General features: G+C 39.7%; 22 protein-coding genes, 1 pseudogene and 1 other annotated feature. Of the genes and pseudogenes, 7 read left to right on the top strand and 16 right to left on the bottom strand.

Translation table 11 applies throughout. From position 1 onward, the window contains the following. The first annotated feature begins 134 nt into the window (after positions 1 to 134). The 5 genes from M1E09_RS12180 (at position 135) to M1E09_RS12160 (ending at position 5,265) form a co-directional block, all read left to right on the top strand. Positions 135 to 1,646 carry a sugar ABC transporter ATP-binding protein gene (locus M1E09_RS12180; RefSeq protein ID WP_456271140.1) on the top strand — a complete coding sequence of 504 codons (1,512 nt, stop codon included), beginning with the start codon at positions 135 to 137 and terminating at the stop codon, positions 1,644 to 1,646. A gap of 27 nt (positions 1,647 to 1,673) precedes the next feature. Then, the gene (locus tag M1E09_RS12175; RefSeq protein WP_456271139.1) at positions 1,674 to 2,708 is read left to right on the top strand and encodes an ABC transporter permease; all 1,035 of its coding nucleotides are present in this window, start codon (positions 1,674 to 1,676) and stop codon (positions 2,706 to 2,708) included. Between the two features lie 3 nt (positions 2,709 to 2,711). Next, the gene (locus tag M1E09_RS12170; RefSeq protein ID WP_456271138.1) at positions 2,712 to 3,737 is read left to right on the top strand and encodes an ABC transporter permease; all 1,026 of its coding nucleotides are present in this window, start codon (positions 2,712 to 2,714) and stop codon (positions 3,735 to 3,737) included. A gap of 68 nt (positions 3,738 to 3,805) precedes the next feature. Further along, on the top strand, positions 3,806 to 4,852 hold the full coding sequence (gene rhaS / locus M1E09_RS12165; protein ID WP_456271137.1) for a rhamnose ABC transporter substrate-binding protein: 1,047 nt from the start codon (positions 3,806 to 3,808) through the stop codon (positions 4,850 to 4,852). Positions 4,853 to 4,938: 86 nt separating this feature from the next. After that, positions 4,939 to 5,265 carry an L-rhamnose mutarotase gene (locus M1E09_RS12160; RefSeq protein WP_456271136.1) on the top strand — a complete coding sequence of 109 codons (327 nt, stop codon included), beginning with the start codon at positions 4,939 to 4,941 and terminating at the stop codon, positions 5,263 to 5,265. Between the two features lie 1,271 nt (positions 5,266 to 6,536). Here M1E09_RS12160 and M1E09_RS12155 read toward each other — a convergent pair. The 10 genes from M1E09_RS12155 to M1E09_RS12110 all read right to left on the bottom strand — a co-directional run bounded on the left by M1E09_RS12155 (position 6,537) and on the right by M1E09_RS12110 (position 16,696). Next, positions 6,537 to 7,502 (bottom strand): LAGLIDADG family homing endonuclease, encoded by a 966-nt coding sequence (locus M1E09_RS12155; protein ID WP_456271135.1) that lies wholly within the window; start codon positions 7,500 to 7,502, stop codon positions 6,537 to 6,539. A gap of 131 nt (positions 7,503 to 7,633) precedes the next feature. Continuing rightward, positions 7,634 to 8,143: a hypothetical protein gene (locus tag M1E09_RS12150; protein ID WP_456271134.1), complete on the bottom strand. Its 510-nt coding sequence runs from the start codon at positions 8,141 to 8,143 to the stop codon at positions 7,634 to 7,636. 75 nt (positions 8,144 to 8,218) lie between these two features. Next, positions 8,219 to 9,295, bottom strand: a complete 1,077-nt coding sequence (locus tag M1E09_RS12145) for an NAD(P)/FAD-dependent oxidoreductase (RefSeq protein WP_456271133.1) — start codon at positions 9,293 to 9,295, stop codon at positions 8,219 to 8,221. 123 nt (positions 9,296 to 9,418) lie between these two features. After that, positions 9,419 to 10,255, bottom strand: a complete 837-nt coding sequence (locus tag M1E09_RS12140) for an SDR family oxidoreductase (RefSeq protein WP_456271132.1) — start codon at positions 10,253 to 10,255, stop codon at positions 9,419 to 9,421. A 29-nt stretch (positions 10,256 to 10,284) separates the two neighbouring features. Further along, positions 10,285 to 11,286 (bottom strand): SDR family oxidoreductase, encoded by a 1,002-nt coding sequence (locus M1E09_RS12135; RefSeq protein WP_456271131.1) that lies wholly within the window; start codon positions 11,284 to 11,286, stop codon positions 10,285 to 10,287. Then, the gene (locus tag M1E09_RS12130) at positions 11,283 to 12,212 is read right to left on the bottom strand and encodes a bile acid:sodium symporter family protein (RefSeq protein WP_456271130.1); all 930 of its coding nucleotides are present in this window, start codon (positions 12,210 to 12,212) and stop codon (positions 11,283 to 11,285) included. The genes M1E09_RS12135 and M1E09_RS12130 overlap by 4 nt, the downstream gene beginning before the upstream one ends. Next, positions 12,212 to 13,960: a thiamine pyrophosphate-binding protein gene (locus M1E09_RS12125; RefSeq protein ID WP_456271129.1), complete on the bottom strand. Its 1,749-nt coding sequence runs from the start codon at positions 13,958 to 13,960 to the stop codon at positions 12,212 to 12,214. The genes M1E09_RS12130 and M1E09_RS12125 overlap by 1 nt, the downstream gene beginning before the upstream one ends. A 159-nt stretch (positions 13,961 to 14,119) precedes the next feature. Beyond that, positions 14,120 to 15,301 carry an iron-containing alcohol dehydrogenase gene (locus M1E09_RS12120; RefSeq protein WP_456271128.1) on the bottom strand — a complete coding sequence of 394 codons (1,182 nt, stop codon included), beginning with the start codon at positions 15,299 to 15,301 and terminating at the stop codon, positions 14,120 to 14,122. A gap of 39 nt (positions 15,302 to 15,340) precedes the next feature. Beyond that, a complete protein-coding gene (locus tag M1E09_RS12115) occupies positions 15,341 to 16,063 on the bottom strand; it encodes a GntR family transcriptional regulator (protein ID WP_456271127.1) in 723 nt (240 codons plus the stop codon). A gap of 387 nt (positions 16,064 to 16,450) precedes the next feature. Continuing rightward, entirely contained in the window at positions 16,451 to 16,696 is a 246-nt protein-coding gene (locus M1E09_RS12110) for a stage VI sporulation protein F (protein ID WP_456271126.1), read from the bottom strand. Positions 16,697 to 16,863: 167 nt separating this feature from the next. Here M1E09_RS12110 and M1E09_RS12105 point away from each other — a divergent pair. Together M1E09_RS12105 and M1E09_RS12100 are read left to right on the top strand one after the other, a co-directional pair. Continuing rightward, positions 16,864 to 16,974, top strand: a pseudogene (locus tag M1E09_RS12105) (phospholipase); the annotation flags it as partial. Then, entirely contained in the window at positions 16,970 to 17,125 is a 156-nt protein-coding gene (locus M1E09_RS12100; RefSeq protein WP_456275057.1) for a hypothetical protein, read from the top strand. The pseudogene M1E09_RS12105 and the gene M1E09_RS12100, both read left to right, overlap by 5 nt. A 90-nt stretch (positions 17,126 to 17,215) precedes the next feature. On the opposite strand, the gene M1E09_RS12095 is transcribed toward M1E09_RS12100, so the two are convergent. The 6 genes from M1E09_RS12095 to M1E09_RS12070 form a co-directional block, all read right to left on the bottom strand. Next, positions 17,216 to 18,574 (bottom strand): APC family permease, encoded by a 1,359-nt coding sequence (locus M1E09_RS12095; protein WP_456271125.1) that lies wholly within the window; start codon positions 18,572 to 18,574, stop codon positions 17,216 to 17,218. Next, complete coding sequence (locus M1E09_RS12090; protein ID WP_456271124.1) at positions 18,564 to 19,820, bottom strand: nitroreductase family protein; 1,257 nt, start codon at positions 19,818 to 19,820, stop codon at positions 18,564 to 18,566. The genes M1E09_RS12095 and M1E09_RS12090 overlap by 11 nt, the downstream gene beginning before the upstream one ends. Before the next feature lie 520 nt (positions 19,821 to 20,340). Further along, the gene (locus M1E09_RS12085) at positions 20,341 to 20,799 is read right to left on the bottom strand and encodes a GNAT family N-acetyltransferase (RefSeq protein ID WP_456271123.1); all 459 of its coding nucleotides are present in this window, start codon (positions 20,797 to 20,799) and stop codon (positions 20,341 to 20,343) included. A gap of 30 nt (positions 20,800 to 20,829) precedes the next feature. Then, positions 20,830 to 21,498 (bottom strand): O-methyltransferase, encoded by a 669-nt coding sequence (locus M1E09_RS12080; RefSeq protein ID WP_456271122.1) that lies wholly within the window; start codon positions 21,496 to 21,498, stop codon positions 20,830 to 20,832. Positions 21,499 to 21,628: 130 nt separating this feature from the next. Further along, a complete protein-coding gene (thrS, locus tag M1E09_RS12075) occupies positions 21,629 to 23,542 on the bottom strand; it encodes a threonine--tRNA ligase (RefSeq protein WP_456271121.1) in 1,914 nt (637 codons plus the stop codon). A gap of 54 nt (positions 23,543 to 23,596) precedes the next feature. After that, positions 23,597 to 23,829: a binding site (T-box leader), on the bottom strand. Positions 23,830 to 24,176: 347 nt separating this feature from the next. Continuing rightward, on the bottom strand, positions 24,177 to 24,977 hold the full coding sequence (locus M1E09_RS12070; RefSeq protein ID WP_456274973.1) for a methyl-accepting chemotaxis protein: 801 nt from the start codon (positions 24,975 to 24,977) through the stop codon (positions 24,177 to 24,179). Positions 24,978 to 24,984 lie beyond the last annotated feature (7 nt).

Raw genomic sequence — 24,984 nt, 5'->3', positions numbered from 1 at the left:
TTTGTCTCCTACTCCCGTAAACTCCTATTACTTAAGATATATGTAAGCGCATTCACTTATTGGAAGTAGATCATATTGTTATTTATATATAAACCGTATTGGATGTTAAAAAGCAGGGGTAAGGAGTGAGATTATTGTCCGAATATGTTCTTGAATTGAGAGGGATCACAAAAGAATTCCCAGGAGTTACCGCACTTGATAATGTTCATTTTAAACTGAGAAAAGGAGAAATCCATGCACTAATGGGAGAAAATGGTGCAGGAAAATCTACCTTTATAAAAGTTATTACCGGTGTTCATTCCCCTAATGCTGGAGAAATGTATCTGAATGGAGAAAAAGTGGAGTTTGATAATCCTAAAGATGCTCAAAAGATGGGGATTGCTGCCATATATCAACATGTTACAAATTATCCTGATTTAAGTGTTACAGAAAATATCTTTATGGGTCATGAAAAAGTTCAAAAAAGAACAAAAAGATTGTTATGGAAAGAGATGCATTCAGAGGCTGAAAGGATATTAAGAGAGTTAGGGTCTTCTATAGATCCTAAAACAGAGATGGGTGCTTTAAGTGTAGCACAGCAGCAGATTGTAGAAATTGCCAAAGCAATTTCAACCAACGCAAAAATCATTATCATGGATGAGCCCACAGCTGCTCTAACAGCCAGAGAGAGTGAAGATTTATATAAGATTACTGATCAGTTAAGAGACCAAGGCGCATCCATCATTTTCATTTCACACAGATTTGAGGATATGTATCGCTTGGCAAGCGAGGTTACCGTTTTTCGTGATTCCAAATACATTGGCTCATGGGGAGTCAGCGAGATTACGAACGAGAAACTGATAGTGGCAATGGTGGGCCGTGAAATCACCCAAGTCTATCCTGATAAACATAATAAGATTGGAGAGACATTATTAGAGGTGAAAAACCTCGGAAAAATGGGTTATTACTCAGACATTTCTTTCACCTTGAAGAGAGGAGAAATTCTGGGATTAACCGGACTTGTTGGTGCCGGGAGAACAGAAGTTTGTCAGTCTCTATTTGGCATTACCTCATTCGATGAAGGAGAAATACACCTAAATGCTGAGAAGGTTTCAATCAGGAATCCCAAAGATGCGATGAATCTGGGGATCGGCTACTTGCCTGAAGACCGCCAGTTACAAGGACTGGTATTAGATTGGGGAATAGGCAGAAATATCACCCTCCCCACAATAAATGAACTATCAACTAAGGGGTGGCTGAATAATAAAAAAGAAGCTTCGATGGCAAAAAAACTGGCAGAAAAGGTGCATGTAAAAGCAAACAGTATTTATGACCTTGTCAGTTCTCTTTCAGGAGGTAATCAGCAAAAAGTGGCAGTAGCAAAGCTGCTTACAAAAGACCTTGATATTATCATCCTGGATGAACCTACAAAGGGTGTAGATGTAGGCGCTAAATCGGCTATCTATGAAATTATCAATGATCTGGCTTCTCAAGGGTATGGAGTCATTATGATTTCATCAGAAATGCCGGAGATTCTCGGAATGAGTGACAGAATCGTTGTGATGAGGGAAGGAAGGGTAACAAAGGTTTTGAGTAGAGAAGAAGCTACTCAAGAATTAATCTTGGAAGCAGCGATGAGTGAAACAAAGGGAAAAGAAGCAGTTTAACAGATTTTTATAAACGAGGTGAAAAGCATGCCCGAGAATGTCTTGCAGACCAATGACTTGCCAGCTAAAGAAAAAAAAGCTTCCAAGTTAGCAAATATCTACAAATTCAGAGAACTGGGTTTACTGGGTTTCATCGTCATTCTATCAACTGTTGTTCAGATGCGAAACCCTAGCTTCCTGAGCGGGGAAAATATCAATGACATGATAACGAACACAGCAATCTTAAGTATTTTAGCTTTAGGAATGATGCTTGTTTTAGTTACCAGAGGAATTGATTTATCAATCGGATCGATTATAGCGCTGTCAGGTATGGTATCTGCACAGGTGGTAAGTACTTACCAAGGATTGAATCCCCTACTTGTTATACTCCTTGGGATTGTTATCGGGATGGCCTGTGGAGCCATAAACGGAGTATTAATCTCTAAAATTGGTATTTTACCAATCATCGCAACACTTGCAATGATGAACATTTTCAGGGGATTAACTTTTAGGGTCAGCGGCGGTGAATGGATCAGTTCTTATCAAATGCCGGAGAGTTTTGTTTCAATCGCAACTGGTACGACGCTTGGTATCAATAACCTTATTATGATTGCTATTGTCATCTATCTATTGTTTTTCTATATCATCAACCATACAAGAACAGGACGGCAAATTTATGCAGTCGGAAGTAATCCAGAATCAGCTAAAGTAAGTGGGATTAAAGAAGGAAGGATCCTAATGCTTGTTTATACAATTATGGGGGGATTTGCAGGTCTTTCAGGAGTCCTCTGGGTATCTAAATTCGCCTCTGCTCAAGGAGATACTGCATCCGGCTATGAATTAACCGTAATAGCTGCATGTATCCTGGGTGGTGTCAGCATTGCCGGAGGGTCCGGAAAGATATCCGGAGTAATTCTTGGAGCGGTTCTACTTGGACTATTAAATAATGCACTTCCTCTGCTGAATGTTTCACCGTTTTGGCAAACAGCAATTCAAGGCCTCATTATCCTTGTTGCCGTTATAATCAATACCTTAGTTAAAAGAGGTGTAGACAGAAACAATCTCATGAGGAGGAAAATATAAGCCATGGAACAAAGACCGGTACTTAATGATAATGGTTATATACAACGAACACTCCATGATAAGAGAGACTTTACCTATAAAGGTTTCTTTCTTCAATGGGAATGGATGCTGGTTCTGATTCTAATTGCTGTCATGATCATCAACGCCAGCTTATCTCCTTACTTCTTCAATTATCCGAGTTTGAGAGATGGAACGATGATTTTCTTAGATAAAGCCTTTATTGTTTTCCCAATGGCCATGATCATGATCCTGCGGGATATTGATATCTCTGTTGGCTCGACCGTTGCGCTATCATCTGTCGTGATGGCGACAATGTATAACAGCATGGGAATACCCATGGGCCTTGCTATTGTCATCTGCCTGGTAGTTGGAGCGGCCTGTGGATTGATCAATGGGTTATTGATTGTAAAGTTTAAGGAATTATCGGCTGTAATCGTAACTTTGGGAACGATGATTTTATATCGCGGTATTGCTTACGTAATATTGGAGAATCAATCCTCTGGTAATTTTCCTGAATGGTTTGGATTCTTCGGATGGGGTTATGTCTTTGGAATCCCTTTTATTCTGATTCTGTTTATAGCGGCAGCACTGGTTTTTGGTGTAGTTCTTCATAAAACAACGTTTGGCCGCCAAATTTTCGCAATGGGCAAAAACCCTACAGCAAGCCGTTTCTCTGGAGTAAAGGTAGATAAGATCAGAATTATTGTTTTTACCCTGGCTGGAATTATGGCAGCGGTTACAGCGATCTTCTTGGCTTCCAGAATGGGTAGTACGAGACCGAATGTTGCCAATATGTATGAATTGGATGTCATTGCAATGGCAGCCTTGGGGGGAGTAAGCACAGCGGGAGGAAAAGGAAAGATCATCGGAACAGTGATTGCAGTCTTTATCATCGGTTATCTACAGTATGGACTTGGGCTTATCAATATCCCTGCTCAGACACTTCTTATCATTGTGGGAGCATTGCTCATCCTCGCTGTTGCTGTTCCAAAGGTAAAACTGCCGAATTTTATTAAGAGGAAATCATGATTTTGTATACTTCAGTTTATCAAAACTGTTATGTATAAAAATTTAAAATCAAAGGGGAGAAAAGAAAGATGAAAAAGTTCTTATCATTATTGTTAACAGTTGCTTTAATCTCTTCATTGTTAGCAGCCTGCAGTCAAGGGGCTCCAGAGACAAGCGGAAGTGCAAGTGAGGGAGATGAGGGCGGTTCTAACAAGTATGCATTCGTCTTTAAAAACACAGGAAATCCATATGGGGAAAAAATGATGGATGGTTTTCAAACAGCGGTAGAAGAACTTGGCGGAGAAGTCATTTTGCGTTCTCCTGATCAGCCGACTGCTGAAGGGCAAATTCAAATCATTGAACAGCTTATTACACAAAAGGTAGCTGCAATCGCTATCGCTGCCAACGATCAGGATGCATTGGAACCTGTATTAAAGAAAGCAATGGATCAAGGAATCAAAGTCATCTCGGTGGACTCTGCTGTTAATGCTGACAGCCGTATCCTCCATGTTAACCAGGCGAATCCTGAAAGAATCGGGCGCGTGCAAATCGAAGCGGCTTCTGAAATGATTGGCGGAGAAGGCCAGATTGCTGTACTAAGTGCAACTTCACAAGCCACAAACCAAAACCTTTGGATCGAATGGATGAAAAAAGAACTTGAAAAACCTGAATATGCAAACGTTGAACTTGTAAAAGTAGCTTACGGTGATGACTTAAGAGATAAGAGTGTGTCTGAAACGGAAGCATTGTTGAAATCTTATCCAGACCTTAAAGCAATCATAGCTCCAACTACTGTAGGAATTGCTGCTGCAGGTAAAGTGTTAACGGATAAAGGCCTTAAAGGGAAAGTAGCCCTTACTGGTTTAGGTTTACCAAGTGAAATGGCAAGTTATATTGAAAGCGGAGTATCTCCTTGGATGTATTTATGGAATCCAATTGACGTAGGTAAAGCGGCTGGGTACACTGCCCATGCACTAGTAGAAGGTGAAATTTCCGGAGAAATCGGCGAAACTTTTGAAGCGGGAGAGCTTGGCGCTCAAGAAGTTGTTGAAGATGGTGACGGAACACAAATTATGCTTGGCGATCCATTCAAATTTGATGCTGAAAATATCGGTGAATGGAAAGATGTTTATTAAGAATACGATGACCTAATAGAAACCGGGCCTTTCATAATCTATGAGCGGCTCGGTTTTTGATAATCATCATTTTGGAGGGTGAAAAAATGAACAACAGCAATAAGTTTGCATGGACTTGGAAAATCAAAGAGGAAAAGTTAGAGGAATATGTTAAAATGCATATGGAACCATGGCCGGAAATCATGGAAGAGCATAGTAATGCTGGAATCAAAAACTATTCCATCTTTCAAAATGGGAATCAATTTTTTTATTGTTTCGAATGCGAAGATGTCGAGGCTGCATTTGATTATATTGCACAAAGTGATATTTGCAATAGATGGAATTTAATAACATCAAAGATGGTTGAAGGGTCGTTTGATTTTAATGAAGAAGAACCAATTAGTCCTATGGGTGAAATTTTTTATCTTAAGTAATAAAATATAACCCAATTATTATATGAGGAAGGATTATTAAAGAAGGACATTCTTTATGTTATAAACGAAAATAATTAAATTAATTATAAAAGATAGTAAAACTCTAGAATGGTATGAAGTTTCAGGGGTTTATTATGTATTTACTTATGAAAATAAAAATAGGAAATCCTCATTGGTTCCTAAATTAGTTATTGAAGACACAGAAGCATAACTAATGCATCTGTGTCTTTTCGATTTTATTTTGTGTGAATAATGTGAATTAATCGTTTGATTTATCTAAGTGCTTCCAGAACTCTTTTTCTATTCTCTTGTCACCTTCATGACTTAAATGAATATCATTTGGATTTGGGATGTATAAAGTCGGATTTTTAGCGATTACATCAGCAGTTGGAACAAAACGTCCCCGTGAGCGGCTTTTTGCTAATATACCGGATAAATTCAAAGCTACCGCAGCAATTGAGCCTGCTCTGGGCCTAATCTAAGTCCGGCCTAACACATCATTGGCACCTATATCTAGTGGTATTATTTATGCTTCTTTGATTTCTAATTGGACACTTGAATTGTTTAAGACATCTTTTAAAAGATTATTGGATGTGTAACCAGATTCACCAAAATTCACCAGTTCCACATCATATTCCAGATTTTATAAAACCGGTTCTCAGAAGTTATAAATGAGAACATCAAGACAAGAAAAGACTCAAAGTGATGAAGACACTGAGAAATGTAAGAAGATAAAAAGATTCAATGGAAACTTGGAAGGTACTTCGTAACGAAAAGAGGGGGGGAGTAATTGTTTTAAAGATAATTAAGCCTATATAAGCGGAAATCAACCTAAAAAATAAAAATAGGAAAGAGAGTTTTTAGATTTTTTTCGTATGCTGTTAGTTAAAGTGGTTAAGTGTAAAGTTTCATAATGATATTATGTAAACTTCAAGTGAGGAATTAAAAGAGAGGCAGTAATGTAAAAATAGCTGTGTTAAATTTATTGGAGTGAGCTTAGTTGAAGAACTCATTTTAAATCAATATAAACATTATGGATTTGGAGGGTTAGCATAATTTAATTGTTTAAAGATCACAGGAATATAAAAATATTCATGAGAAGTCACAAACAAAGTAATTTGGGGGATTGTTATATAATGAGATAAAAATCTTTATTACGTCTCAATATTAATAGTATTCTTTGGTTATGAGATAATGTTAACGATTTTTATATAACTTCCTATAATATATGTTATGTCTACTTGAAAAAAATAAAAAATAAAGGAAAGTTATTACTTCCCTTTATTAGACTGGCTTTGATCAAACTTTTCTTTAAACTGCATATCACTGGAAATCCATTTTTTGAAAGTGGATTTTTGTATTCCGATTTGTTTTATTGCTTCGTCGATGCTATTTCTATTATTAACAAGGCTTAAAAATTTTTCTTTCCTGGCTTTCACTGCAGTTTTAGTACGTTTTAATTTATTATCTTTTAATTTTTCAAGCGGCAGGTTTTCTTTGCTAAACTCATGAAATTTTCTTTCTAAATACAAGTCTTTATCCTTATAAATCCATCGTGAGAACTTTTGAATGGATTTTCTGCCAGTTAGAAACAACCTATAACAGTTATCAAATTGTTGTAGTTCTGTATCAAAACCTAATGTTTCAATGATTTCTTTGAGTCTATTCATAAACAGCCTTGATCCGCCAACAAAGCTTACAACACTCCTTTCATATTTTACAAAGCCGTATCCATCAAAATAGCCTCTTATAAAGTGTGATAAATAAACTGGAGGTATTTTCGGGAACTTAAGTGTGTGTGATTTATTTGGGGTAATTCCGTGTAGTGTTATTAAGTCATCTTTAATTATTTTGCTATGAAAGTGCAACATATAGACACCAGAATCTGAATTATAGTAAAGAGGTTGATTCGACTCCAATTCACTTCTTATTCGTAGTAATATACTTCTTTCTTTTTGTGATATACTTACTGATTGGTTATCAGTTGCTATGAATCCGTCAGCACAAAAAAAGCCAAGGATGTAGGCCATATTATTTGACCATTTCTTGAAGTAATGTTCATTAAGATTATGTTTTCTCTTCCAGCTTCCATGGGGTCTTTTTTGTACATTATGTTTTGATAATAACATCCGGATATATCTTTGTGAAACGCCAGCCTTTTCAGCTATTTTTTTGGTGCTTTCCCCTTCATTGTAAAGGTCAATGATCCTTTCTATTGTTAAGCTTCTTTTAATCATGTTAAAACCTCCTTTCACTACCATCATATCGAACGAGTGTTCTGGATTGCAAAAAGACACCAAAAAATTTTGGTGTCTTGGTAAAGATAGTAATTATTTCTTAAGCCCTGAAGGAGTATATTTTACTATTTCTATTCCTCTAAAACATGCTGATACTTCTGCAGTGTCATCCATTGCATTTCTGGTGATGCCATCGGTACGAAATCTCCATCGTAGGCCTTGATCAGCCGGTTATACATCATTTGGAACTCAATATCCTGTTCAGCCATTTTAACATGAATGGATTTTACATTTTCATCTTTCATCATTGCGGCAGAATTGTAATTGTTTGTACCCATTAACTTTGCGGTAGATCGGCTTTCAAGAGCTATATCTTTTTCCCATTCAGCTAAGCTTTCAACGGGTTCGTTTAAGGTTGTTTTAGGTAAATCTGCTAATTGGACTTTTTCCATTCGATTTGGATTTATCAACATCAGCATGGCAGCGACATGGTGTCTTAATGTATTTATATGGATTCTCAGTATCTTCTTTAAATCTTCATTGTGAACCATTTGATGATAAATTTTAAGCTTATTTATGACTCCTTCATGTGCTGCTAAATGTTCGGACATCAGTCCCAGGTCAACTGCTGGTAATTTCATCGATATATCCCCTCCTCATTTATTAAAGGTATGCGGAGAAGGAAGATTTTGCGCTATTTCTTCTTTAGGTAGCAATCATTCTAAGAGTTTTTTATTTCGATATTGTCTCAAAACCCAAGGTAACCAACCGTAAAATGCTCGATTTTTATAGACAGCAAGCCCTTTTTTGTTTCCAATATGTAAAAGTAAGTGGCTTTTTCTTTCGGGAAAAAATAATTCACCTTCACCTGTCTCAATGTACCCTTTTATATTCGTAAAAAGTACGTTTCCTTGTTTGATGGATGAATTGTGACTTGTATGGGTCATTTGCGGATGTCCTGTTATAACGGCACATTCTCCTGCAGCGAAAATAAATGGGTACTTTTTGACCTGAAGTGTTTCTTCTATAGATAAATAGCCGCTTTCGTCGACAGGAAGCTTTGAAAGCTTGAATATATCCGGAGCTTTTGTGTTCCCTGCCAACAGCAGCTTATCGAAAAGTATCTCTTCGGAATTTGTTATTATTTTGTTGCCATTAATCTTACTAACCTCTGTTTTAGTTCTCAGCAGTATATTCCGATGCTTGAGTATTCCAAAGATCTTTTGGCTGACATCCTCCCGTTCATCAGGAAGCAGCCTGTGACTACTGATGAACGTCACAGGAGTGTGTATTCCATGATTCATTCGCCAGGATTGCAGGGCAGAACTGATTTCAATTGCTGATGACTCTTCTCCTGCAACTATAAGTTTTTCTGCTCCACGGATAGACTCTATTGCATTAGCAAATTGATAATTGGGTTTTATTGTGTAGATATCATCTGATAGAGGAATTTGGTCTGCCCCCTTTGTCATTGTACCAATATTAAAAGAAATAAGATCAAAATGGAGTATGTTTCCTCCGGCAGTCAATGCGAGCTTCTGTTGGGGATCGATTGATAGTACCGCCCCTTCCATCCATCGAACTTCCGCATGAATGGAGAGTTTTTCTAAATCAATACGTATTTCTTCTTCACTGTAGATTCCTTCTGCAAAGCCTGGAAACAACTCAGGGAAGTACTGATACTTGGAGGGTGATATCAATGTTACTTCAACATCGTTAATAGCGTCCTCTTTTAATCTCTTTAATAGTTGTATATGCGAATGGCCTCCACCGGCCAGCAGTAACTTCTTCATAATAACGACCTTTCCCTCTTTGATATGCAGTAACTAGTGTACTTCTTATGGAAGGATGAATACAAGAAAAAAGCGGCAATCCTTTATCGAATGCCACTTTCCATTGAAGGATACATAATCCTTTTATATCTTGGTTTCTTCTGGATTTTGCTTGAATTCAGCAATCATTCTCCTTTTCATTATCTTATTGTACACATCAGGGATCAGTCGACTGAATATTAGTGAAAATTTTGCTATGGGACTTATATATATCCTTTTCTTGCTGGATAGCACTCCTTTTACAATTTGTTCTGCTACAAATACAGGGGTTAATACATTGCCGACTGTTTGCTTATTCTTTGACACTTGTTTGCCATCACCATCAAAGGCCGTATGTTCCATCGCTGTTTTCATGAAGGAGGGACAGACCATTAGAATTTTAACTCCATAATCTTCCACCTCTGCACGAAGTGTTTCGAAGAACCCATGGAGAGCATGTTTGCTCGCTGCATAACCGGTTCGCCCCATTAAGGGAGCAAACCCTGCGACACTTGAGACAACAACATAGGATCCTTTATTTTTCATGATTTGATTCAGTGTAAAGTGGGTAAGATTAATCGTTCCATTCACATTTACAGAGATAATGTTTTCCAGGACTTCTAGTTTTGTATCCATAAATGTACTTCGATGGGAGATTCCTGCATTATGAATTACCATATCAATAGAGGAGTAGAGACTCTCAATCTTCTTAATAACCGCTTTACATTGTTGTTTGTCAGCAATATTACATACGTATATTTCGCATTGAATATTATTGTCTTTCAGAAGCCTCTTTAACGACTCCAGATGCTTAGGATGTATGTCGAGCGCAAGAATTACAGCCCCTCTTCTTCCAAATGCTAAACAAAGCTCCTGTCCTAAGCCGCCCGCTGCACCTGTAATCAGAATTCTTTTGTGTTTGAGCAGTTCTCTTTCTTTCACCTTTATCCCCCTTTCGTGAAGGGTCAGCCTTAGCCGACCTTTGTCTTCTCACGATTTAAAGACGAAATGGTTACCTCCTTGTTCGCTTTCTTTGATAAAAAGTATTCAAAAACTTCCTTGGAAGAATATTTAGGTACATAGCCAAATTCACTCTTTAATTTTTGGTTATCCAATACTGGCCTATAGCGCAAAAAGTTGACTTGTTCTTCTCCATACTGCGTTAAGGACAATCGTTTTAAGATGAAAAGCAATGGCGTTATAACCCAATTTGGTATGCGCAGTACACGCTTTCTCAGTATGGATCCTATCTCACCAATAGAAAGTGCTCCATCTCCGGCGACATTAAAGATTCCTGTTTTGCTTCCGCTTATCGCTCTTAACAAGCATTCTACGACATCTTGATCCCAAATAAAGACAAAAGGACTTTCTGAACCGGAAATTCCTAGTACCATTTTCTTTTCAAACAGCGCTGTAATCTGATTATTGGTAGATTCACCAAGTATGGTTCCGATGCGGAAAATCACTTGTTCTAAATCAGGGTGCTCTCTTCTATATCTGGACATGAGCTCTTCCACGAGGCGCTTATGATATGAATAGGCAAATGCTTCATTTCCTCGAATAGGCTGTTCTTCTTTGATCCACTCAGGATTATCCGGATGATAACCATATGCCGCTCCGCTTGAAGTGATAATAATCCGTTTTACATTATTGGCAACACAGGCTTTCAAGATGTTCTCTGTACCAAGTACATCAACAGAGTATTCAAAATCACGGTTACTTTTCCTGCCGGGTGTCACAATGGAGGCCAGGTGAACAACGGTCCCGATTTGATGTTGCAAAATGACATCTGCCACCTTTGGGGAACGAACATCTAATTCTACATACTTAACATTAGGGTGATTTATGGATATTTGTTTAATGTCTGCTGCAATGATATTCCATTTTAGGTCTGAATGATCGATTCTCTCAATTAGTTTTTTTAAAAGCGTACTTCCCAGATATCCAGCTGCCCCCGTAATCAATATGTTCATGCCTGAATCCCCCCATTTACAGGTGGTGCAGCTTTTGGTTCCCTTCTTGACCAGAAAGCTGCCATTGATAGTCCTGAAATTAAATGCCACACTCCCCACCATGCAGCAACAATAGCCATACCTCCTAAACCATTAAAGAAATTGAAGATCAAGACCAATCCTAATCCGGAGTTCTGAATCCCTACTTCAATAGCGATAGCTCTGCGATCTCCTTCCGGAAGCCTGAATAATCTAGCAGAAAAATACCCGGAAAGGATGGCGATTAGATTTTGTGAAAAGACCACAAAAACCACCATTCCTACAAACTCAACAAAGTAATTGAAGTTGGAGATTAAGGATGCCAAAAGAAATAAGATAAAGAATACAATGGAAACGTACTTCATCGCTTTATTAACCTTTGCTGCCCATTCAGGATGCTTATATCGGATTAACATTCCTACCACAAGCGGGAGACCGAGCATAAGAAAAATTGTAAACAACATATCAGCAGGGTTTATCGTAAAAGACCGGATCAATGAATCTGTACCGGGATATAGAGACCCCCAAAACATGACATTTACAGGGGTCATAAAGATTGCAACTACGGTAGAAACTGCGGACATTGAGATGGACAAAGGCGTATTCCCTTTTGCCAGGTAGGTAATGAAGTTTGAAAGATTACCACCAGGGCACGCAGCAACCATGAATAATCCCAATGCTATACTTGGAACCGGATTAATCATTGAAACCAACAGAAATGTCAAAGCTGGCAGCAATAAAAACTGGGCTGTAATTCCTATCAAAATGGGTTTAGGGGTAGAGAATGTCCTTTTAAAATCAGATAGTTTTAAATCCAATGCTACTCCAAACATAATGAAACCAATAACAATATTTAAGATAGTAAGAGTAGTCGGACTGAAATTAAGTTGTATCTGATCAATACTCATTATTTCCCTTTCGGTTCTTGATGCATATCTTTAAAATACTTTAGTCCAGGTGCCCACATATGCTTTACAGGATCAACGTCAATATGAATGACTGAACATTTACCAGTTTCTAGAGACCGCTCAATTGCTGCCTGGAGATCTCTAGGGTCATTGACGTGTTCTCCATGGGCTCCCATACTCTCAGCAAGTTGATCAAATTGGATTACCCCTAAATCCGCATTGATTGTTTCTTCAGGGCTTAATGATTTTTTTATTAGTGTCTTGACTGGTTTAAGCGCAAATTGCTGGTTCATCTTCACCATTCCCCATTGCTTATCACACATCACAAGAAAAATGACCTGTAGATCATTTCTGACAGCCGTTTCAATTTCTTGTGGGTGAAAGCCCATTGCCCCATCACCGATTATACAGCACACAGGTCGTTCCGGATTTGCTGCTGCAGCTCCGAGTGCCTGACCTGGTCCAGCCCCCAGCATGCCAAATTTATATGTTGAGATAACAGAACCTGGTTTATTGACTTGATAGAAAAAATTGGACCATATTACTGTATTGCCCCCATCAAGAACAAACGTTGTATCTTCCGGAAAAGCTTTCTGGCAAACTGCAGGGACATGTGCTGAATTCATTGGCACAGCCATATCTTCTAAATGTTGATTCAGTTTTTTACGGTTTTTCTCTTTTTCAGAGATGATTTTCTCGTTTTTGGCTTTTCGCTTGTCTAATGATAATTCATTTCTGCGATTATTTAGCTGCTCGTAAAGTTGGGTCAAAAAGGTTTTCACATCTGCCTGAATAGCCAGGTCCACCGGCTTATTCGCACCCAATATGCCTGGGTCCAAGTCAACTTGAATCACTTTTTGGTTTGAATTCCAATAAGGAGCTTTCCCCCACCAATCCGTTTCTCCTAGTCTTGATCCAAGAACGAGAACTACATCAGCTTCATTTCTTAACTTATTATTGGTTGCGATATGAATCATTGGAAGCATAAGCGGATTTGTCTCAGGGATTGCTCCACGGGCAGCCCAGCTTGTCGTCACCATTGATTGCAAGAGATTCGCCGTCATTTCTACTTCTTCAGAGGCATGTGCATGAATCACTCCGCTTCCTGCATGGATGATAGGGTATTCTGCTTTAATAAGTAGTTCTGCTGCGCTGTTCAGTTGATTTTCTGAAGCCCCGGGCAATTCAGTAACTCTATATTGGTGCGGCTGCAAAAATGAAAGGTCGCATTTCTGCTTTGAATTAAGGATGTTTTCCGGTATATCAATATGGACTACACCGGGACGCCCTTCATAGCATTTCCTCAAGGCTGTCCGCATCATTTCTGGGATTCGGTCAAAGGATGGAACTGCTTCACTCCATTTGGCGATTTTGGAAATGACACCTGTTTGATCAAAACATTGGTAAGTACCACCCCGGTCAGGATACATAATGCCGGTCCTGCGGGCACTTGTAATGACAAGGACTCGGTTTCCTTCCCCTTCTTCTACGACTAATCCTGGTAAAATATTTGCAACTCCAGGTCCGTTGCTGGCCATACAGACACCTAATTTTCCTGTGATTCTGGCATAGGCACCAGCCATATGTGCAGCACTCGTTTCATGTCGGGGAGTAATTAAATTGACACCATTATTTTCTAAATTCGAATAAAACCCAAAATAAGTCCCATCAATTATCCCGAATACTTTCTCAACACTTTCAGCACGTAACATCTTGGCAATTACTTCGCCGCCTGTCATCTCTCCCATAATTCCCCTCCTGATAATTCAGTGATATTTGCACTTAATTTCCTTTTGAAAAGCTACTAATGGTGTATGTAAAGGATTTGCGCCTTCTTAGTAAGCGTTTACAAACTTAAGCGTTAAGGACCTGCTATCAAAAAGCCTTTATAGTCAAATTAATTTTGCCTAGTGAACTTCTTGATGAACCTCTAAAACATTTAATAGATTTTTATAGATTCTCTCAATATCGCTTTCGTTTGGTACCTTACAGTTCGTCTTAATCCCATTTCCAGCTAATGCATCTCGAGTTAGATAGGGAATTGCTTCTGAAAATTGATTGCGATTCCTAATATACTGTGATCCATCTTGCCATATTTGGAATTCTTGATTGAAATGACGTACTTTAGAAAGGGTATAACTCGCCATTTCTGTCTTAGAGGCTTGCTTATCACCTCCAAGAGCAATCCCTATATCGGCATAACTCTTCTTAGAAACATCCAGGCCTTCCTCGATAACAAGTGGCATCAATAGAGCCACACTCAACCCGTGAGGAATGTGAAACTTTGCCCCTAATGGTCTTGCAGTTGCGTGAGCAAGGTTGGTGGAAGCATTGGTAAATGCAACTCCTGCATAGAAACTTCCAAGAAGCATATTTTCCCTGGCCTCCAGATCATCTAAATCTTTATATACCTTAGGAAGCCATTTGCCTATTATGCGTATTGCTTCTAATGCAAAATGGCTACTCATGGGTGTTGCTTTTGTGGAAACATACGCCTCCATTGCATGTGCTAAAGCATCAAGGCCTGTGTAAGCCGTCATTTGTCTTGGCAGACTAACGGTTAATATGGGGTCAAGAATAGCTGCATCAGGGATCAGTTGATAATGTGCTGGATTTTTTTTGATATTGCTTTCAGAATCTGTAATGACTGTCACCTTTGTTGCTTCAGATCCAGTGCCTGCTGTTGTGGGGATGGCTATTAAGGGAAGCCTCTTCATCCTTGTCATATCCGGAATGCAATCAAGACTGATTCCCCTGTTGACTGCCATTACAGAAAGAGCTTTAGCTAAGTCAATTACACTGCCGCCCCCTGCCGCTACTACACAATCAGCTTTGCACTCTTGCGCTTTAGACAGTGCCATGTTCAATTCGTCAGTAGTGGGTTCACCCTTAGAACCTGAAAAAAATGTAGCTTTTAAACCATATTTTCTAATGATTTCCTCCATTTGAGAATTAAAAGGGTCTTTTGTAAATAAAGAGCCTGTAACCACAAATAAATGAGTGGCGTGGAGTTCTCTTGCTACTTCTCCCATTTGGTGAAATGAATTGACCCCCACCTTAGTCCACTTCGGTAAAAACAACTCAGCCATTTAATCAGCGCCTCCTCTCCTAATCGCTGCAAATTTTTTCTACTTCTTTTTGCGCTTTGTCTTTATTCGGAAAACGTACATATCTGGCCTGAAAATACTTGAATAATATTCAATTGGTTCCCCTTTAGTATCTGTAATGACTCTTTCCACACATAGAATATTAGAACCGCTTGGTATTCCCAGATTCATAGCATCTTTTTTAGAAACCACTTTACTGGAAATGAACTGCTCAGCCTGCTCCATTTCTATTCCTAAATCGTTTTCCAGGAGGTCGTATATGGTTGTGGATTCCAAATCATATTCTGCTAACTTTAATCCTATTTCACTCGCATAATAATGTCTTTCAATTGCAATGTGGATTGAATCAGCTGTTCTAAGTCGTTCTATTGTAAAAATAATATCAACATTCAACATATCCGCAATTAATCGATCTTCTTTAACGAGTGCAGTTTTCAATACACGGGATCCTGGTTCCATTCCCATTTTTTTCACAGTGTCAGTAAGACTATTTAACGAATCAAGCCATTCATGCACAGGTGTTTTCTGCGAAATAAATGTACCTTTTCCATGCACCTTTTCTAAAATCCCCTCACTTACTAAATGTGAAATGGCTTCACGGATAGTAGTACGACTTACTGAAAATCGATCCATCAAATCTCTCTCACTTGGTATCCTTTCCTTATGGATTCCAATCGCTATTTCTTTTGCAATAATTTCCTTTATCTGCAGGTGATAGGGTACGGGATTGTTCGTATCAATCAAATAAGCTTCCCTCCTTAACTTTTGTGATACATCGCGACGTCCGTACCAGTTCCATCAAAATAATAAAGCTCCTTCAGTACTATCTCATTGGAAGCTCTTCTATAACTGTATGATGTAATTTCGTTATGATTTCCTTTTTATTCTTACGGAAAAAAATAATTTATAAAACCCCTCATCATATCCCGCTATCCTTACCTAAGTTAAATTTCTCTCTCCTCCTTTTTTTGTACTAAAAATACACACCCTTCTATAAAGCGAACACTTATTATGTAAATATTAATACAATTCAGAATTTTCAGCAACTAGTTTTTGAAAAATTATATTTCTTCCTGAGATCGTCCCCAACAAACAAAACAGCAGCCTGATCTCAGGCTGCCATTTGTTTACTTACTGCTTTTTATTGATCATTTTCTGAATTTCATTCATATCTTTAGGAACTTTCCCGCTTGTGATGGCTTTGACAAGCATTTCTTCTTTTTCTTTGGAAACAGGTTTATTGGCAAGTGAAGCCACTCTTTTAATGATCTTTCTCACTTGCTGTTCATCTTTAAAGTTTGTGTTCTGCACAGATTGAGCGAGTTTCATGATGTCATCCATTTTCACGCCTGTCTTTTTCTCGAAGTTACCGAACATATTGAACCTCCTCTCAAAGGGTTTCTCTATGCATCATATGTTGAGTGAAATGCTAATGTATCAACGGACGTCCCGGTTTGGAGCAAGTTTCTGTTTTCAATAGGCTTTAAAACAAGCCATATTGTTTCATCTGAATATGCTGATATATACAAACCTTATAAGGAGGAATGGTAATGCAACGGAGAGAAAACAGATGTTCTGGTCCCCGTCTTTGTCTTTTTCCAGGTTATAAGTACTGCGGACCTGGCTGCAGTGGACCTGGTGCCCCGTTGAATGAGGTTGATGCTGCTTGTAAAGCTCATGATGATTGTTATAGCCGTTATGGACCTTCCTGCCAATGTGATGAAGAATTCCTGGAGCGGCTCCTCCCTCATATCCATGAAGATTCGCCAGAAGGAAGGCATGCAAGGATTATGTATAGATATATGAGGTTTAAAATGTTGTTTTCCTGCTAAAAAAAACGGACTCCCTTCTGTATCAGGGAGTCCGTTTTTTTTTAGTGGTGAGCAGTCATATTTATTAAATGGCCTGTGATGGGTTTTCATCTTTCCAGGCAGATTCTAATTGGAGTTGATAGTCAAACTCCTTACTTTTTCCCTGATATCTACCGACCAGGAATACTATGATCCCTGCGGCAGTCCAGATCAGCAGCATCTTAATAACTGACATGATCAGTGTGAAACTGAAGAAAATCAGTACACTTAAAGAAAAGAGACCGCAGAAGAAAATCAAAGGCAGCTTCGGCTTAATCAAAGCGGTATTAAATAATGCAGGGCGGACGAAAGGCAAAGCCATCATTGCAATTGCATGACCGATATACATGAGGAACATGCCTTGCAGCGATACATTCAGCAGGTAATCCAATGTTCTTGTCCAGATCAGGAACAGAACAATGATCGTATTGATGGTTATGGCAATATGCGGTGTATTAAAACGTTTATTTACCTTGGCAATGCCGACTGGTATTACTCGATCTTCAGCAAAGGCGAATAGGATTCGCGAAACAACCATCACTAAGGAATTCAAAGTTGTGGCAAAGGCCATGATGATCCCTGTCATAACAATCCACTTTCCTCCAGCCGGCAGGTAAACGGACGCTACATCGAACATTGCGCTTTGTGATTGGGCAAGCTGGTCGTATGGAACAACACCGAAGGCAACAATCGAAATCAGGAAGTAAATGATGACGGTCGCAAATGAACCGATCAGCATTGTCCTTGGCATTGCTTTTTGCGGGTCTTTCATTTCCCCTCCTGCCTGTGCCAGTTGTTCGAAACCAAAATAAGCAAAGAATAGAGAGGGAAGAATGGCGATAAAACCGCTCCACCCGTTTGGGAGCATTGGTGAAAAATTCTGCGTTTCTATAAAGAAGATACCAGGTACAACAAGAACCAAGATAGAGATAAATAGGATTGCCGACATGACAAGCTGAACTACGCCAAACCATTTAACACCGACGATATTCAAAAGATAGAATACTACTAATAGAACAGTAGCCAATATAGCGGTGTTCCCTCCTCCTATCACTCCTGTAAGGTAATCGCCGAAGGAAATTGCCATGATCGCCATGACACCAAGCAGTGCAATGTACTGGAACCACATGAACAAGAACCCGGCAAAGTAATTATTGAAAGTTCGGCTTATATGGACATAAGCTCCTCCTGGACTATTACCCAGCGGAGAGCTCATGAAAATCAGGTATGCCAGAGCGGAACATAGAAGTACAGGAAGAAGGACGACATATCCAAAAGGCACCGATGGTCCGGCCTGCCCTCCGGCTTCTCCGGTAACGACAAAGATACCGGAACCAATCATGCCGCCAATCATCAAGGCATATCCATGCCACTTTCCTAAATCACGTTTTAATTCAGTTTTCATGTTGTTCACCTTCACTTTCTTTGATGGTTGTTAGAATTTCTTCCAAAGGTTTTTTACTGATATTCGGCACTTCACATTTATCAGCCGGATAGCCGACCGGAACCACGACAATGGGCACTTCATTTTTAGGCCGTTCTAACAGGTCTCGTAAGAATGTCATAGGGCTCGGTGTATGGGTCAGCATACAGAGGTTGGCATGATGGATGGCACTCATCAGGATACCTGTATTGACAGCTGATGCAAGAACCGGCTTTGATTTATGAGAATAAATGGTTTCCTTGTCTTCCTCAATGCTTACCTTAAATCCGATGATAAGGAATGGGGCATCCGTAAGATGTGCCTTTTCCCAATTCGTACCGAGCGGTTTCAGTGCCTCTCTCCACTCATCAGTGATCTTCTCTTCATAAAAGATCTTTTCTTCCTGTTCAGCCTTATCCCTAATCAATTGTTTCGTCTCCCTGTCGCCAATCACAGCGAATCGGTAAGAATCCTGAAAGGGGCTTGACTCCAATGCCTGGAAGGCTTTTTCAAGCAAGGATCTGTCAACCTGTTCTGTAGAAAAGTCCCTGACATTCCGCCGCTTCCGGATACTGTTATAGTAATCTTTTGAAATAGAATCAGGCTTATTGGAGATCAAAGAAGATACTTTGAATTTTGTATCTGAAGAAATATGGTCCCCAGGTCTATGACTCTTTGAAACTTTGTATTCTTCAGCAATCCCTATGGAAAAGAGCATGAATGCCTCTTCATTGTCTGGTCTGTTAAGCATCCTGGATAAAGATTTCATAGGTTTGTGCAGATGATAATCAAGACCTGCCTGGTTCAATGCAGTAATAAAGAATCCTCCGCAAATCCCAGTTGATTCATTAGGGTAATAGTGTTTTACCTTCACCATCTCTCCCGCCTCGTTCTCTTCCACCCCGTGCTTCTGCTTGAATAAGACCACAAGGTATGGGGCTGTCTCAATGATATTTTTATCCTCTCTCAATTTCTGGCTAATCTGTGTCCTCAAGTCATGATTTGACACAAGTACAAATGACCATGGCTGCTGGTTTGCCCCTGACGGAGAGGTTCCTGCTGCCAAGATTGCTTTTCTGAGTGTTTCTTCTGACACTTCCCTGGATGAAAAGGATTTTACTACCCTTCTTGGTTTCATTCGGCTTAGGAAGTGATCCAGCCTTTCATGTTGTTCCGTTTCACTAACTCTTTCAAAATCTAATGAAATCATTTCGTTTGTCATCACCATTTTGCCGCACCCCTTATAAAAAAGAATACAAAAAAGCCCTTCACCCATAAGGGACGAAGGAGCTCCGCGTTACCACCCTTGTTGATGAAAGAAGAATACTTCCATCCACTTCATTGTGTGACAGCTGTAAAGTACGATGTAATTCACTTGTAAGCTGCCTGAATTCACACCACCCATTCAGTCTCTGTAACTGCCCGCTTACCCGCTACTGCTTTCGTACACTGTCATATATGTAATTGTGTGTGAATTGCTTTTCTGCTTTAACGCTTTTATGCTTTTATGCTTTTATGCACTAAAGTATATATAAGACTATACAAGGAACCTGGTAATGACGTCAAGACCTTTTTCAGAATTTTTTTCAATCAGCAGATTGGTCTAAAGTCAGTTGTGTTTGTTCATTCTTGGTATAATGCACCATGATGATGTGATAAAAAGGAGTTTAAGCTAGTCTGAGATCGGTTTTACCCAATTAAATAAAAGAAACCACCGGAATTTGTGCCTATGCCGGTGGTTTCTTTTATTAAGAAAGTTTTTTAGCCATGATAATATTAGTTGTTTCATAATTTAGTTTTTCATATAGATTCCTTGCAGTCTTATTATGGGCGAATACATGAAGCTCGATTTTCGAAAGCCCTAAATTTTTAGCAACCTTTTCGATTTCAAGCATAGCTTGTTTGCCATACCCTTTTCCTTGGTGCTCTGTCTCCAGGTAAATGTCATATATATATCCTGTTTGATTGCCGATTTCTGCCAGCCAGATTGCACCAGCGTTTGTCTCTTGAACTATTATTGTATAGAGGTGATTATTTTCCGATTCGGCACCATCAGGGAGCAGCCGTTCAAAGTCTTTTTTAGAATTTTCCAGCGCTTCTTCCTTTGTCCAATTTCCTGCTGCTGCTTTTTCGTCTGCATAATTAATGACAGCTCTTGCTAAGAATTTTTCAAACTCCTCATTAGTCATGGGTTTTAATGTGACCATTTTATCCCTCCAATTTGAATCAGTATAATTTCACTTGACGATTCCTATCACAAAACCGTCATACCCTTTACTGCCTACTGTTTGCACAGCGGTACTGTCGATTCTGGGATTGCCTGAAAGCAGGTCGATCATCTGGCGGGTGCCTATGATGCTCGGGTCTTCACTGTGCTCATCAATGACATTCCCTTTTCTTACGACATTGTCACAGATGATGACTGTGCCTGGGCGGGAAAACTCTAATGCCCAATTGAGATAATGCGGATTATTAGGTTTGTCTGCATCGATAAATATCAGATCGAACTCTGGGTATCCCTTCTCTTTTAGAGTGGGAAGTGTGTCCAGAGCGGGACCTGTCATGATGCTGATCTTATTCTCCAAACCAGCTGAGCGGATGTTCTCTTCAGCCACACTTGCATGTTTTTCACTGTACTCGAGAGTGACAAGCTGGCCATCTTCTGGAAGTGCTCTTCCCATCCATACACTGCTGTAGCCGCCGAGTGTCCCGATTTCCAGGATTCTTCTGGCTCCATTCAATTTTACCAGTAAGTGAAGAAATTTCCCCTGATTTGGTGAAACATCAATCTCTGGCAGTCCGGACTCTTTATTTCTTTTTAAAATTGATTCCATAATAGAATCTTCCCCGAGAAGTTTTTCACTGAAATATTGATCAGCCTGTTCCCATTTATTCATTAAATCCATGAAATCCTCTCCTTATGTAAAAAGTTCGTACCTTTGGTATTTTACCTTTTTCGTTTCTGTATTTCATTATATTTCCTGAATTTTATAAATAGAAAAACACCTTGCCGTTAAAGGCAGGTGTTTTTCTGTTTTATTGAAGGCTTTTGCTTTCTATCGCTTCTTTAAGAGAAACAATAAATTGTTCCAGCTTGATTTCTTCTGAATCCTTACCGCTGTATTTTCTTACATTGACCGATTGATTTTCCAGCTCATTATCGCCAATAACAAGAATAAACGGGATCTTTTTCATTTGTGCTTCCCTCATTTTATAACCGAGCTTTTCTTCCCTATTGTCTAATTCAACACGAATGCCCTCTTGTTTCATACGTCGGACGATTTCTTCACCATACTGCTGGTGGTGCTGATTTGAAACAGGGATGACGCTGACTTGCTTCGGGGCCAGCCAGAGTGGGAACGCACCAGCAAAGTGTTCGATCAGGATTCCGAGGAAGCGGTCGATCGAACCGAATACGGCACGGTGGATAACCACTGGACGGACCTTCTGGTTGTTTTCATCTATATAATTCAAATCGAATTTCTCAGGCATCTGGAAGTCCAGCTGTACAGTCGCACACTGATGGCTTCTCTTCAGGGCGTCTTTGATGTGGATGTCAATCTTAGGTCCATAAAAAGCTCCGTCGCCTTCATTGATGTTGAATTTATAGCCGAGTTTATTCAATACATTTTGCAGCGCGTTTTCTGCCTGGACCCACAGTGCTTCATCACCCATGTAATCATCCGGTCGTGTAGATAATTCGATATCATATTGAAAACCGAAAGTGTTGTATACATAATCGATTAATTTCAATGCGGAAGTGATTTCGCCTTCGATTTGCTCAGGTGTCACAAAGATATGCGCGTCGTCCTGGCAGAATGTCCGGACCCTTAGCATCCCGTTAAGCGCACCGCTGAATTCATGGCGGTGAACCTGGCCGAATTCAGCCATTCTGATCGGCAGATCCCGGTAGGAATGAAGCTTGTTTTTGAAAATCAGCATATGACCAGGGCAATTCATAGGTTTCAGTGCGAACTTTTGATTATCGACTTCAGAGAAGTACATGTTGTCTTTGTAGTGATCCCAGTGCCCCGACTGTTCCCATAGCCGCTGGTTCATCATGATAGGTGTCCGTACTTCTTCATAATCAAATGAATGCTGCAACTGTCTTAAGAATGACTCAAGTTCATTCCGCATCTTTTGGCCGTTGTTTAAATAGAACGGCATACCCGGTGCTTCTTCTGAAAACATAAACAATTCCAGTTCATTTCCCAGTTTCTTATGATTTCGTTTTTGAGCTTCTTCAATAAAATGGAAATAATCTTCAAGGTCACCCTGCTTTGGAAAAGCAACTCCATACACTCGCTGCAAAACTTTATTGCTGCTGTCTCCTCTCCAGTAAGCACCTGAAACATGAGTTAATTTGACTGCTTTCAGAAAACCAGTCGATGGAACATGCGGCCCCCTGCATAAATCAACGAATTCTCCCTGGCGGTATAGTGTCAGGGATTCTCCCTCTGGAATGTCTTTTATAAGTTCCAATTTAAAAGGGTCCTCGGCGAAAAGTTCTTTGGCCTCATCCCTGGATACCTCTTCCTGTTGGACAGGATGGTTTTCTGAAATGATTTTCTTCATTTCTTTCTCAATCAGTCCAAGCTCTGATTCTGCAATGTTAGTATCAAGATCCATATCATAGTAAAAACCATTCTCAATGACAGGTCCCACTCCCAATAGGACTTTACCGTAGATCCTTCTTACCGCTTGTGCAAGAATATGTGCTGCAGTGTGCCTCATCATTTCAATGCCTTCGGGTGAATGAATATCAAATAATTCAATATCTGCGCTTTCCATAATCGGGCGTCTCATATCATACACTATACCATTTACTTTTCCGCCTGCTGACTTCTTTTTCAAGCTGGGGGAGATTGAATAAGCAATCTCTTCTAATGAAATCCCCGCAGAATATTCTTTTTCATTTCCATCTGGAAACTTAATGAGTACTTTACTCATGGCTGCTCCACTCCCTATATAAAATTAGAAATAAAAAACACACCCATCCCTCTAAAAAGGGACGAGTGTGTGTCATACCCGTGGTTCCACCCTGCTTCCCGCCAAGAACATACAGAGGCGGCTTCATTTATGCTTTATCGCTGCATCTGCGGTATTGATTACTAAGAGTTTCACCAATACAGCTCCAAGGCGGTAAATTCTTCTGTCTGCATCAGGAAGTTTTCAGCCGTGCCTTCCCTCTCTGTAGAGCATATATGAAAAACTCATGTCCTTGTCATCGCTATCATTATTCCGTTATAAAATAAAAAACACACCCATCCCTGTAAAAGGGACGAGTGTGTGTTATACCCGTGGTTCCACCCAGCTTCCCGCCATTCTGAAAAATTGGCGGCTTCAGGTGCTTTATCGCAGCATCTGCGGTATTGATTACTTTCGTTTCACCAATACAACTCCAAGGCGGTAAGTTCATCTCTCTGCGTCAGGAAGTTTTCAGCCGTGCCTTCCCTCTCTGTAGACCGTTTAAGTAGAACTCATGTCCTTATCTTCGTTTGATATAAATTTTTTATTAATATAAAGCATCTTCAGGTTTAAGTCAATATATTCTTAAGAAATATTTTCCTTTTGATCTGAAACCCTAGTCAATTGAGTTTGTAACCGTTGAAAGCTCATCAGACGTGACAGCAACCTGCTGCACGGCTCCGCTGATATCTTCGAAAATCTCCGTTAAGTCAGCCATATCTTTGGCAATCTGCATATTCTGCTGCTTGACTTGCAGCATGGACGCAAGTATCTGGTCGAAGAACGCATTTGTCTCTTTTGTTTCAACCGCTCCTGTCTGGATGCCCCCATTGACTTCATGGATCGTCTTGGACATGGCAGATGAAGAAACATTGATTTCGCTGATGAGACTTCCGACTTGTGAGACGGCATCTTTCGTATTTTCGGCAAGCTTCCTTACTTCTCCTGCCACGACTGCGAAGCCTTTGCCATTTTCTCCTGCGCGTGCTGCTTCAATCGCGGCATTCAAGGCAAGAAGGTTGGTTTGATCAGCGATGGCTGTAACCATGACAGCAATTTGCTCGATCTTTTTCGAACTGGAAATGAGCTGTTCCATATCAGTAGATATCTTATTCATATTGGCCTCTGCTTCATTCATAACAGTTTCCAATCTCTTCAGCTTATTCTTTCCTTCGTTTGATTGTTCTTCAGTCGTGATGGCAATTTCAGATCCCAATTGAGTGACGCTTTCGATTTCCCTTGATTTATTGGCGACCTCCTGGATGGCGGAGCTTGTTTCTTCACTAATGGCAGCAAGTTCCTCAGCATTACGGTTAACGTTGTGGATCATGTTCTTTTTAAGATCTTCGGCTTCAGAACGGATTCGGTCGTTTTCTTGCTCATACGCTTCCAGTACGATCTGCTGCTCCAAATTCAATATTTTT

Source organism: Bacillus sp. AK031, assembly GCF_053903065.1.
This window is presented reverse-complemented; position numbering and strand designations above follow the sequence as displayed.

Excerpts from the sequence above, each read along its gene's own strand:
- M1E09_RS12175 (WP_456271139.1), top strand. The coding sequence starts at position 1,674 with ATGCCCGAGAATGTCTTGCAGACCAATGACTTGCCAGCTAAAGAAAAA.
- M1E09_RS12170 (WP_456271138.1), top strand. The coding sequence starts at position 2,712 with ATGGAACAAAGACCGGTACTTAATGATAATGGTTATATACAACGAACA.
- rhaS (WP_456271137.1), top strand. The coding sequence starts at position 3,806 with ATGAAAAAGTTCTTATCATTATTGTTAACAGTTGCTTTAATCTCTTCA.
- M1E09_RS12160 (WP_456271136.1), top strand. The coding sequence starts at position 4,939 with ATGAACAACAGCAATAAGTTTGCATGGACTTGGAAAATCAAAGAGGAA.
- M1E09_RS12155 (WP_456271135.1), bottom strand. The coding sequence starts at position 7,502 with ATGATTAAAAGAAGCTTAACAATAGAAAGGATCATTGACCTTTACAAT.
- M1E09_RS12150 (WP_456271134.1), bottom strand. The coding sequence starts at position 8,143 with ATGAAATTACCAGCAGTTGACCTGGGACTGATGTCCGAACATTTAGCA.
- M1E09_RS12145 (WP_456271133.1), bottom strand. The coding sequence starts at position 9,295 with ATGAAGAAGTTACTGCTGGCCGGTGGAGGCCATTCGCATATACAACTA.
- M1E09_RS12135 (WP_456271131.1), bottom strand. The coding sequence starts at position 11,286 with ATGAACATATTGATTACGGGGGCAGCTGGATATCTGGGAAGTACGCTT.
- M1E09_RS12130 (WP_456271130.1), bottom strand. The coding sequence starts at position 12,212 with ATGAGTATTGATCAGATACAACTTAATTTCAGTCCGACTACTCTTACT.
- M1E09_RS12125 (WP_456271129.1), bottom strand. The coding sequence starts at position 13,960 with ATGGGAGAGATGACAGGCGGCGAAGTAATTGCCAAGATGTTACGTGCT.
- M1E09_RS12120 (WP_456271128.1), bottom strand. The coding sequence starts at position 15,301 with ATGGCTGAGTTGTTTTTACCGAAGTGGACTAAGGTGGGGGTCAATTCA.
- M1E09_RS12110 (WP_456271126.1), bottom strand. The coding sequence starts at position 16,696 with ATGTTCGGTAACTTCGAGAAAAAGACAGGCGTGAAAATGGATGACATC.
- M1E09_RS12100 (WP_456275057.1), top strand. The coding sequence starts at position 16,970 with ATGAGGTTGATGCTGCTTGTAAAGCTCATGATGATTGTTATAGCCGTT.
- M1E09_RS12095 (WP_456271125.1), bottom strand. The coding sequence starts at position 18,574 with ATGAAAACTGAATTAAAACGTGATTTAGGAAAGTGGCATGGATATGCC.
- M1E09_RS12090 (WP_456271124.1), bottom strand. The coding sequence starts at position 19,820 with ATGGTGATGACAAACGAAATGATTTCATTAGATTTTGAAAGAGTTAGT.
- M1E09_RS12085 (WP_456271123.1), bottom strand. The coding sequence starts at position 20,799 with ATGGTCACATTAAAACCCATGACTAATGAGGAGTTTGAAAAATTCTTA.
- M1E09_RS12080 (WP_456271122.1), bottom strand. The coding sequence starts at position 21,498 with ATGGATTTAATGAATAAATGGGAACAGGCTGATCAATATTTCAGTGAA.
- thrS (WP_456271121.1), bottom strand. The coding sequence starts at position 23,542 with ATGAGTAAAGTACTCATTAAGTTTCCAGATGGAAATGAAAAAGAATAT.